The 9764-nt window shown below is 59.1% G+C and carries 17 protein-coding genes; all 17 read left to right on the plus strand.

The window, feature by feature from the left end:
* Window positions 1-248: 248 nt before the first annotated feature.
* The 17 genes from ACN6KF_RS15175 (at window position 249) to ACN6KF_RS15255 (ending at window position 9760) form a co-directional block, all read left to right on the plus strand.
* Window positions 249-521 (plus strand): hypothetical protein, encoded by a 273-nt coding sequence (locus ACN6KF_RS15175; RefSeq protein WP_434957632.1) that lies wholly within the window; start codon window positions 249-251, stop codon window positions 519-521.
* Complete coding sequence (locus tag ACN6KF_RS15180; protein WP_434957633.1) at window positions 518-793, plus strand: hypothetical protein; 276 nt, start codon at window positions 518-520, stop codon at window positions 791-793. Before ACN6KF_RS15175 ends, ACN6KF_RS15180 begins: the two co-directional genes overlap by 4 nt.
* Entirely contained in the window at window positions 786-1007 is a 222-nt protein-coding gene (locus tag ACN6KF_RS15185; RefSeq protein ID WP_434957634.1) for a hypothetical protein, read from the plus strand. Before ACN6KF_RS15180 ends, ACN6KF_RS15185 begins: the two co-directional genes overlap by 8 nt.
* A complete protein-coding gene (locus ACN6KF_RS15190; RefSeq protein ID WP_434957635.1) occupies window positions 1000-1197 on the plus strand; it encodes a hypothetical protein in 198 nt (65 codons plus the stop codon). The genes ACN6KF_RS15185 and ACN6KF_RS15190 overlap by 8 nt, the downstream gene beginning before the upstream one ends.
* Entirely contained in the window at window positions 1175-1693 is a 519-nt protein-coding gene (locus tag ACN6KF_RS15195) for a terminase small subunit (RefSeq protein ID WP_434957636.1), read from the plus strand. The genes ACN6KF_RS15190 and ACN6KF_RS15195 overlap by 23 nt, the downstream gene beginning before the upstream one ends.
* Window positions 1653-3059, plus strand: a complete 1407-nt coding sequence (locus ACN6KF_RS15200) for a terminase large subunit domain-containing protein (protein WP_434957637.1) — start codon at window positions 1653-1655, stop codon at window positions 3057-3059. Before ACN6KF_RS15195 ends, ACN6KF_RS15200 begins: the two co-directional genes overlap by 41 nt.
* Before the next feature lie 2 nt (window positions 3060-3061).
* Window positions 3062-3277, plus strand: a complete 216-nt coding sequence (locus ACN6KF_RS15205; RefSeq protein WP_434957638.1) for a hypothetical protein — start codon at window positions 3062-3064, stop codon at window positions 3275-3277.
* Between the two features lie 127 nt (window positions 3278-3404).
* On the plus strand, window positions 3405-3674 hold the full coding sequence (locus ACN6KF_RS15210) for a helix-turn-helix domain-containing protein (RefSeq protein WP_434957639.1): 270 nt from the start codon (window positions 3405-3407) through the stop codon (window positions 3672-3674).
* A complete protein-coding gene (locus ACN6KF_RS15215) occupies window positions 3655-4134 on the plus strand; it encodes a GNAT family N-acetyltransferase (protein ID WP_434957640.1) in 480 nt (159 codons plus the stop codon). Before ACN6KF_RS15210 ends, ACN6KF_RS15215 begins: the two co-directional genes overlap by 20 nt.
* Window positions 4134-4322, plus strand: a complete 189-nt coding sequence (locus ACN6KF_RS15220; RefSeq protein WP_434957641.1) for a hypothetical protein — start codon at window positions 4134-4136, stop codon at window positions 4320-4322. The genes ACN6KF_RS15215 and ACN6KF_RS15220 overlap by 1 nt, the downstream gene beginning before the upstream one ends.
* Window positions 4323-4653: 331 nt before the next feature.
* Window positions 4654-5037, plus strand: a complete 384-nt coding sequence (locus ACN6KF_RS15225) for an HNH endonuclease signature motif containing protein (RefSeq protein ID WP_434957642.1) — start codon at window positions 4654-4656, stop codon at window positions 5035-5037.
* Between the two features lie 2 nt (window positions 5038-5039).
* Window positions 5040-6764, plus strand: coding sequence for a portal protein (locus ACN6KF_RS15230; protein ID WP_434957643.1), 1725 nt, complete (start codon window positions 5040-5042; stop codon window positions 6762-6764).
* Window positions 6761-7087, plus strand: coding sequence for a Bbp19 family protein (locus ACN6KF_RS15235; RefSeq protein WP_475422024.1), 327 nt, complete (start codon window positions 6761-6763; stop codon window positions 7085-7087). The genes ACN6KF_RS15230 and ACN6KF_RS15235 overlap by 4 nt, the downstream gene beginning before the upstream one ends.
* Window positions 7087-7902 (plus strand): hypothetical protein, encoded by an 816-nt coding sequence (locus ACN6KF_RS15240; RefSeq protein ID WP_434957645.1) that lies wholly within the window; start codon window positions 7087-7089, stop codon window positions 7900-7902. Before ACN6KF_RS15235 ends, ACN6KF_RS15240 begins: the two co-directional genes overlap by 1 nt.
* Before the next feature lie 24 nt (window positions 7903-7926).
* Window positions 7927-8964, plus strand: a complete 1038-nt coding sequence (locus ACN6KF_RS15245) for a major capsid protein (protein WP_434957646.1) — start codon at window positions 7927-7929, stop codon at window positions 8962-8964.
* 48 nt (window positions 8965-9012) lie between these two features.
* Window positions 9013-9459, plus strand: coding sequence for a Bbp16 family capsid cement protein (locus ACN6KF_RS15250; RefSeq protein ID WP_434957647.1), 447 nt, complete (start codon window positions 9013-9015; stop codon window positions 9457-9459).
* A gap of 1 nt (window position 9460) precedes the next feature.
* Window positions 9461-9760: a hypothetical protein gene (locus ACN6KF_RS15255; protein ID WP_434957648.1), complete on the plus strand. Its 300-nt coding sequence runs from the start codon at window positions 9461-9463 to the stop codon at window positions 9758-9760.
* Window positions 9761-9764 lie beyond the last annotated feature (4 nt).

Below are 9764 nucleotides of genomic sequence, written 5' to 3' on the forward strand. Positions count from 1 at the left end.
CCATTTGGATGTTTAGCACCGGGCGTTGGTTCGAATCCAACCCAACTAATCGCAGATCCAATTTCATGCGGCGGCGCTGAAGGAAGCGCTGGGAGAGCCCATAGCAGCTAGGCCGAGGTGATGCGCACGCGAGCCTCGGTGGACAGAGTTAGCAGGTATCAAGCCCTGCCCGCATGATGCCCTCGATACTATCGACCTCACCACACCCCTCCGGTTCGCCCGCGGGGCATTCGCATTTGGAGAGAGCTATGAACGCTGGTGATCCTGGCGCCTCTATACGCATCTGGGACTTGGTCAAGCTGGATTCCACTCACTCCTGCGGCTGCATCGGCCCGCAGAACGGAGAGCCCCTCTGCCCCTGCATGATGAGAGGCGTCCAGATCAAAGACGGGCGCTATGTCAGGGTGGAGGATCTTGGTCCAGCTCCTGGGCCGAATGCCAAGATCGACTGGCAGAACAAGATGATCGAGATGCAGCGGGAGTACAATTCGACGGCTGCAAAATGGCTGAGTCAGCGATGACCGACCCCGAAAAGCTCTCCATCGCCAAAGCCTCTATCCAGGCAAGCACCAAGGGCGGTGAACCCCTCGCTCATCTTCTCCGCAATGTCGCAGACGGAATGTTCGGCCCAGAGCCTAAGGGCGTCAGCATCGAGCATTGGGACTTCATTACCCAAACGCCAGATTTGAATGCCAACGAGGTTCGGAACCGTATGGCAGAAGCCCGCGCCGAGATCATGAAGCGCGATGCTGATGTGCTCAAGGCATTGAAGGACGATGGACCCAATGGCTGACAACGTCGTTTGGTTCGGTGGCGGCACTACGTTGGATGTCCCCGCTGATCGCGTTGTCGATGCTGCCAAGGGCCTTAAGAGCGTCGTCGTGGTTGGCCAGAATGAGGATGGAAGCCTGTACTTCGCCTCCTCCCTTGGCGAGCTATCCAAGACCCATTGGCTTCTCTCGCTAGCCCAGAACCAAGTCATGCAGATGGTGAACGCAGATGGCTGATATCCTGCCTCTCGCCACCATCAAGGCAGCACTGGCCCCGCCTCCCCTCGCTGCAATGGTAGAGGCTGAACTGTTTGGCGCCTCCGATCTGCTCGACCAGGGGAAGGATCCGATAGAGGTCGCAAAGGCCACGATCAAGGCGCTGCAAGAGATTGTGGATGTGAGTGATGGGCACCCTTCAAAACGCTAGGCATGAGCGCTTTGCTCAAGAGCTTGCGAATGGTCGCAGCGCTGTTCAGGCTTACGAAATGGCCGGGTTCAAGGCCGATCGCCGCAATGCGGCTAAGCTACACGCTCAAGACGACATTCTACGCAGAGTGGGCGAACTGCTCGACAAGCGGGAGAAGATGGACGCTACCGCCACTGAGCGCGCCGTTGAAAAGCTCGCCATCACCAAGGAATGGGTGATCGAGCGTCTCGTCGAGAACGTCAGCCGGGCCATGCAGGAGGTCGAGGTCAAGAAGCCCGATGGCACTGGAACAGGTGAATACAAGTACGAGGGCTCCGTCGCCAACAAGGCCCTCGAACTCCTCGGCAAAGAGATCGGCATGTTCATCGAGCGCAAGGAGGTCGGCAAGCCTGGCGCCTTCGACGATATGACGCTGGACCAGAAGCGAGAACGAGCCATTGCACTCACAAAGCAGCTTGGCCTCAGCCGTTTCGGAACTACCGCCGGATCAGCTTGACGGCATTCTGGCGGAGCTTGAGGCACTTCGCTTCAACCGTATCACTCTGTATGAGCCGTACACAAAGCAGGCAGAGTTTCACACACACGGCGCCAAGTATCGTGAGCGCCTTCTTCGGGCCGGAAACCAGAATGGAAAGACCTACTGCGGCGGGTCTGAGGTCGCTTATCATCTGACTGGGCAGTATCCCGAGTGGTGGCAAGGCCGACGCTGGGATCGCCCTATCGTCTGCTGGGCAACTGGCGTCACCGGTGAGACCACGCGAGACAACCCGCAACGTGTCCTGATGGGCATGGTTGGGGAACAGGGCACGGGCACTATTCCTGCTGACTGCATCGTTGACACCGCTCCGGCTCGTGGTGTCGCCGATCTGCTGGACTATGTGAAGGTCCGGCATGTGAGTGGCGGCGTCTCAACGCTGCGCTTCAAATATTACGAGCAGGGCCGGCAGAAGTGGCAGGGCCCCCCTGTTGATCTGGTGTGGTACGACGAAGAGCCACCGGCCGATATCTATGACGAAGGGCTGGCTCGCACGATTGCGACAGGCGGCATTGCCTTCATGACCTTCACTCCACTGCTCGGTATGAGCGATGTGGTGATGCGGTTTCTGTCTGGAAAGTCAGAGGATCGCAAAGACGTGAACATGACCATTGAAGATGCAGAGCATATCCCGGCTGAGGAAAGGGCTAGGGTCATTGCATCATTCCCGGCCCATGAACGGGAAGCCCGCGCCAAGGGTATTCCGATCCTCGGCTCCGGTCGTATCTTCCCTGTCGAAGAGGCGATGATTGAGGTCGATCAGGTCAAGCCAGAACCATTCTGGCCGGCGCTTGGTGCCATGGACTTCGGTTGGGATCACCCCTTCGCCGCGGTCAAAGGCTTCTGGGATCGTGACAGTGATATCGTCTACATCACGAACGCCTTCAGGGCGCGAGAGCAGACGCCGATCATGCACGCTGGCGCCTTGCGAGGCTGGGGCGAATGGTTGCCATGGGCATGGCCGCACGATGGCCTGCAGCACGACAAGGGCTCTGGCGATCAGCTCGCAGAGCAATACAAGGCACAGCGCCTCAACATGCTGCCTGTCCGTGCCACCTTCCAGGATGGGTCAAACGGCGTCGAAGCTGGCCTCATGGAAATGCTGGACCGGATGAACACTGGCCGGCTCAAGGTATCGAAGCATCTGAATGAGTGGTGGGAGGAGTTCCGCCTCTATCACCGCAAGGACGGCAAGGTGGTGAAGGAACGCGACGACCTGATGAGCGCCACGCGCTATCTCATCATGATGCTGAGGTTTGCCACGCTTAATCCTGGGGCTCTCGATCAGATGCGCGTTGAGCAGCCCTATGATCCCCTGGAGTACTGAGCATGACCAAGAACCACACGGTCGTCACCATCCTCTTTTCGAATGGTCAGAAACTTGAAGCCTACTTCGAAGCTGATGGCCTGACCTTTGAGGAAGAGGCAAAGCAGGCCGTCATTAGCATCGATAGCATGAAGCTGCAGCTTGATCCGGCCAAGATTGGCGATCGCGAAGTTGCAATGAGGGCTGAGTTCGCCAAGGCGTTTCCTTCGACCACATGACTACCGATCCAGCGCCACTTTGGTACGCAATTGGATCTGGCACGCTGATCGCGATGATGCTGGTCCTCATTGTTCTCATGCTCATTGATGGCTTGCGGCATTGATCACCATCCGCAAAGAGGCAACCATGACCGACGATCTCACAACAGATGAGATGAAGCTTGTACGCCAGTTGAATGGCCTGACACAGCAAGAGGCAGCTGATCTTATGGGTGTGAGCTTGCGCACTTACCATGGCCTTGAGGCTGGCACGCAGCCAATCCGCAAGCTTCACTCGAACGCATTTCGTTGGGCTCTCATTCACGACCGGCTGATGCGAGAGACTGTCGAGGAAGCGTGCCTAGAGATGGCGAATAGCTTCGCGCAGGACACAAGGCTTGTCGCGCATATCAATTAAGCCCGCCACCCTCCGCGACATGACATGGATCGCGGTTCACATGCGGGAGCAAGACAGGCGTGAAATCCGAGCCGTCATCGACGAGAGCGACACCGCCATCGGAGCCATGCTCTACGGATCGTCTCAGGGCCTCGCCTGGTGCGCTTGGATTAATGACACGCCGGTGTGTGCCTTCGGAGTGACAAGGCTGTTCCATGGTCTCGGCAGCGCATGGGCGTACGGTTCCAAGAGCATGGTACGGACGATCCCAGCCGTGACACGCTTCGCGATGCGGACCATGAAGCCGATGCTGGTTGCAGAGGGGTTCCGGCGGATCGAGGTCAGGACGGCGATAGACCACGACATCAGCCATCGTTGGCTTGAACGATTGGGGTTCACCCTTGAAGGCACCGCTCGTGATTACGGCGCTGGCGGCCTCGACTTTCTCACTTACGCGGCAACGCGCCAAAGGAAAACCTGATGGCAAAGCTCGTCACCAAGTCAGTGGTTCGTCGGCGTATGGATTGGCAGCGCCTGCAAGAAGCCACCAGGCGGATGAAAGAGGCAGAGCGTCGACTGGAAGAAGCCGAAGCACGGCAGCGTCGGGCAATCACAGTCCACAAGATCATGTCTGAAGCACAGTGTGCTTCTGCTCCTACTGAGGATTGACCATGTGCTTTAGCACCCCCTCGCCTCCCAAACTCCCGCCGCCTCCTCCGGTCCCGAACAGGGCGGATGATGCCAACCAAGCCGCGGTTCAGACTGCGCTTCGCCGCGCCCGCAATCAGAACGGCAGTGATCAGACAATGCTGACTGGAGGGTTGGGAGACCCAAATTATGGGCGCAATGTGAGCGCAACTCAGCTGGGCCGTACCGCATGACATTGACAGTCAGTCGGCTCAAGCAACTTGTCACATATGACCCCCTTATGGGGGTTTTTTATTGGGCCAAAGGCTTGAGCGCTCGGAGGCAGTATGGCCGACGTGCTGGCTGGTTCGATATGGAATACGAGCGCATCCAGATCGATGGGAAGGCTTACCGGGCGCATCGGCTGGCATGGCTCTATATGCATGGCGAGTGGCCTGCCGAGGAAGTCGACCATATCAATGGCGACAAATTCGACAATCGAATTGCAAACCTCCGTGCCTGTAGCAAGTCACAGAACCAAGCGAACTGCGGCACTGGCCGAAACAACACCTCCGGCTTCAAAGGCGTGAGCTGGCACAAGGGACGCGGTATGTGGGTGGCTCGCATCCAGGTCGAAGGCCGCCCTCGTTCGCTTGGGTATCACGCCGACAAGAAAGTGGCCGCTGCGGCCTATGATCGGGCAGCCAAAGAGCTTTTCGGCGCATTCGCCCGAACCAATGAAATTATGGCGGCGTAACGATGACCATCGAGAACGACCTCGTTCAACGCATGGACGCGCTCGCTAATCAGCGGACGCAATGGGAAAGCGTGTGGCAGGAGATCGCCACGCTGTGCCTTCCCGATACCTATCGATTCATGCCTGGAACGTCGTCGCTCAATCCGTCCGCCTATGACAACATGGCCAACGCTCCTGCCTCGGTTGAGCGTGGCCGCAAGCGCTATGATGATACGGCGATGCGGGCTGTCGACCGGCTGGCGTCAGGCATGGAAAGCCTCGTCACGCCTCAGTCTGAGAAGTGGCACGGGCTGGCCAGCACCGATCCATTGTCGCCCGAAGAGAGCGATGAGGAGAAGGAATATTTTGAGCGGTATCGCGACTACATGTTCGCCGTGCGCTACAATCCCCGCTCTGGCTTCATTGGTGCCCATCAGAAGGCGCTGCGTTCCGCCATCGCCATGGGAACCGGCATCAGCTTTGCTGAGGAGAACATCGGCGCTACGAGTTCCGCTGCCCCTGTCCTCTATCGCCATATGCCGCTGAGCCAGTGCTATCTGGCCGTCGACAACCAGGGCGAACCCGACACGCTCTATCGCAAGTTCACGATGACGGCTCGCCAGATGGTGCAGCAGTTTGGCGAGGACAAGCTATCCGATGCCGTGAAGCGAGCTGCTGCCAGCCAGGCAGAGAAGGATCGCAACTTCACGATCATTCACGCCGTCCAGCCTCGCAAGGAAACTGGAACGACAGGCTCGACCAACCGCAACGCGGCCTGGGCTTCGTTCTATCTTGATCGAGACAACATGAAGCTCATTGGCGAGAGCGGGTTCTATGAGTTCCCGTTCATCGTCTACTATTGGGCTCCGGTCGATGTGGACAGCCCTTATGCCCAGTCACCTGTCATGTTGGCTCTTGCTGATATCAAGGGCCTGAACGCGATCCGCAAGCTCTCCCTCAAGGGGTTGCAGGGCTACATGGACCCCCCTTGGGGCGTAGCGCACGACGGCGTCATGAACCGGCCCAACATGAACCCAGGCAAGATAAATTATCGGGCCGTCAGCCAAGATGGCCATCAGCTCATCGTGCCGCTCCAGCCCGGAGCTCGCCCCGACTTCGTGAATGAAATTCTTGATGCCGAACGCAAGAACATCAACGACAGCCTCTATGTGACCCTGTTCCAGATTCTTCTGCAGAACCCGAACATGACCGCCACCGAGGCCATGATACGGGCGAATGAGAAGGGTGAGCTGCTTGGTCCTGCTGGCGGCCGCATTCAGATCGCCATGGGGCGCGACGTCGACCGCCTTGCTGGGATCATGGAGCGCAAGGGTGCAATGAAGGCAGGCTCTCCCTTGGCCCCACCTGACAGCCTCCGTGGCCGTGATTTCGGTGCTCGCTTCACGTCGCCGCTCGACAGGCTTCGTCGCAGCCAAGAAGGCATCGGCATTCAGCGTACGCTCTCTACCGTGCTACCGCTGGCACAGGTTGATCCCAGCGTGGTCGACAACTTCGATTTGGATGAGATAGCGCGGTCCGTCACTGAGATTGAAGGCGCCCCGCACAAGATCCTCAAGACCACCGATGAGCGCGATGCCGCACGACAGGCCAAGCAGCAGATGCAGCAGGCCCAGGCCGCCCTCGAAATGGCCAAGACAGGCGGCGAGGCGGCCAAGAACATCGTGCCGGCTGTCGGGCAGGCTGCCGCGATCTTGGGTAACGGCATGGCTGGGGCGCCGGGTCAGTGATCAAATGGCTACCGCTGGCTAAGCGCTTCCTTCGGCCGCGAGGCAGTGAGGCTCATCTCAGGCTAGCCCTCGCCTACCACAACGTTTTCAAGGCCAGCGACGAGGACGTGCAACTCGTCCTTGCCGATCTGGCCGACTACACCGGCTTCTACCGTGTGAACGGTGAAGGAATACCACCCGATGACCGCGCGTTTTCGGATGGCAAGCGAGCCGCCTTCGGGCGGCTTTTTCGTTTCCTCAACCTGACTGACGACGAAAAGCAAGCGCTGGTGCAAGCCGCGCGTGTGGAAGCGATCGCCAGTTCGAACGAAGGCATCATCTGATGACTGATCCGGCAAACCCTGGGGCCGCTCCCGCGGTAACCCCAGCAGACGCCAACGCTTCTCCGGGCAACAATGGGTCGCCGCCCGGCGACGCGCCTGACATCTTTGCGGGCCTGCAGAACGCAGAAAGCCGGCAATGGGTCGAAAGCAAAGGCTACAGGGCTCTTGATCCTCTGGTTGAATCTGCCCGCCACGCGGACAAGGTTCAAGCCGAGTACAACGAGTTCAAGGCGAAGGCCCTCGCACCACCCGCGAACGATGCTCCCAAAGAGCAATGGGACGCGTTCTACGCCAAACTGGGTCGCCCCGAGAAGGCCGAGGCATACGAATTCAAGATGCCGGAAGGTCTGCCCGAGGGCTTCGCCTACGATGGCGAGAGCGCCAAAGCCTATCAAGGCTGGGCTCATGAAGCAGGCCTCAATCCGAGGCAGGCTCAGGCCTTGCACGATCGCTTTGTCCAGTACCAGGCCGGCCAGCAAACCGCCTACGCGCAGTCCATCGTCCAGAAGGGCGAGACCGCACAGGGCGAGTTGGTGAAGGTCTGGGGTGATAAGGCGTCCGAAGGCTACAAGCAGAATGTCCAGTTCGCCGATCGCTTCATTCGTCACAACGGCGGTGAGGCATTGCTTGGCGAGATGAAGGCAAACGGCCTGCTTGATCCCGATGGCTTTGTTCTGTCCCCCGTCCTGGCTCAGGCCATGGCGAAGGCTGGCAAGGCCCTCTACGCGGAAGACCAGTTCGCGACTGGTGGTGCTGCGGCTCAGCCGAAATCGGCCGCTGAGACCCTTTACCCGGTCGATCCGTTCAAACGGTAAGACCTTCCATTAAGGAAGATACCAATGTCCACCATTGGCAACACCTACCCGACGCTTGTCGATGTGGCAGCGCGTTCGGGCGAAGACGGTAAGGTGCAAACCACCATCGCCGAACTGCTCTCGCAGACCAACGAGCCGTTGCAGGATATCCCGTGGATCGAGGGCAACCTGCCCACCGGCCATAAGACCATCGTGCGTACCGGTCTGCCTCAGGCCACGTGGCGCCGCCTGAACTATGGCGTTCCCGCCGGCAAGAGCACCACGGCTGCTGTCACCGACGTGACCGGCATGCTGGAAACCTACAGTGTGATCGACAAGGATCTAGCGGACCTCAACGGCAATACCGCTTCCTTCCGTCTCACTGAGGATCGTGCCTTCCTGGAAGGCATGAACCAGCAGTTCACGCAGGCTCTCTTCTACGAGTCCATCGGCGCCAACCCCGATCGTATCACCGGCTTGTCGCCGCGCTATTCCTCGCTCTCGGCGGGCAGCGGCGCGAACATCGTGGATGCGGGCGGCACTGGTTCGTCCAATACTTCGATCTGGCTGGTTGTCTGGGGTCCTGACACGATCCATGGCATCTATCCCAAGGGGACGATTGCCGGCCTCACTCACATGGACGTGACCACTTCGGCACCAATCCTCGATGTGAACGGCAACCGCTTCCAGGCCTACCAGACCAAGTACCAGTGGAAGTGCGGCCTCACCGTTCGTGACTGGCGTTATGCGGTTCGCATCTGCAACATCGACACGACCACGTCGGCCGGTGGCCTGCAGTCCACGACGCCGCCGAACCTTTATCGCCTGATGATCAAGGCGATGAACAAGATCCCGAACTTCCCGGCGAATGGGAACACTTCTCCCAATCTGGCACCCACCGGCAAGGCGGCGTTCTATGTCAATCGCGCTGTCAAGACCTGGGGTGACATCCAGGCCATGGAGAAGACCACCCTGGCATTCCAGACCATTATGGATGCACAGGGCCGCCCCTTCCTATCGTTCCGCGGTGTTCCGGTCCGCTTGACCGATCAGCTTCTCAATACCGAGACGCGCGTGGTGTGAGGCCTCCAGGCCTCCTCCTTCCCTCATCCCAACATCGGAGATACGTCCATGATCATGGACCAACAGCTTGTGTTGTCGGACAAGCAGGCGCTCACCACGGGCACTGTCGTTTCGACCAACACTATCGACCTGGGCCAGGCCCGCGATCTCGGCATCGGAGATCAGGACCTCGAATTCGTCATTCAGGTCAACACGGCACTCACTGGTGGCACGTCCATCCAGTTTGCCTACATCACGTCGGCCAACGCTGACTTGTCCTCGCCAAATGTGATCGTGCAGACGCCTGCCATCGTCGCTGCTAGCCTCACCGCTGGCACGGAATGGCTGCGTGTGCAGATCCCGGCCCTGTCTCTGTCGACCCAGATGCAGCGCTATATCGGTGCGCAGTACACCATCGTCGGCACCTTCGGCGCCGGCACGGTGAGCGCCTTCATCGTCATGGATCGGCAGGGCATCGTCTACTACCCATCCGGCCTGAACATGGGGGGCTTCTGACATGGCTCGCTATTTGGTGTTGGCCAAGGCCTATATTGATGGCCGCATTGTCGAAGAAGGTGAAGAGGTCGAATTCGCGGGCAAGGTCCGTGAGGAAGACGAGCACCTTTCTTTGATCGATGGGGCCGCCAACAAGAGCCAGGCCAAGGCTGACGCCGAAAAGGTCGATGCCGATATCAGGGCCGAAGCCATCAAGGCCAAGCTTTTGGACGACGGCAACAAGCCGATCGACGACAAGACGTCTATGGAAATCGTCGCGCGCAAGCTTGCCGAGTACAAGCAGGCGAACGTCTTCAAGTGACACC

It is taken from the genome of Labrys methylaminiphilus subsp. lupini (assembly GCF_051161885.1).
Taxonomy (GTDB): domain Bacteria; phylum Pseudomonadota; class Alphaproteobacteria; order Rhizobiales; family Labraceae; genus Labrys.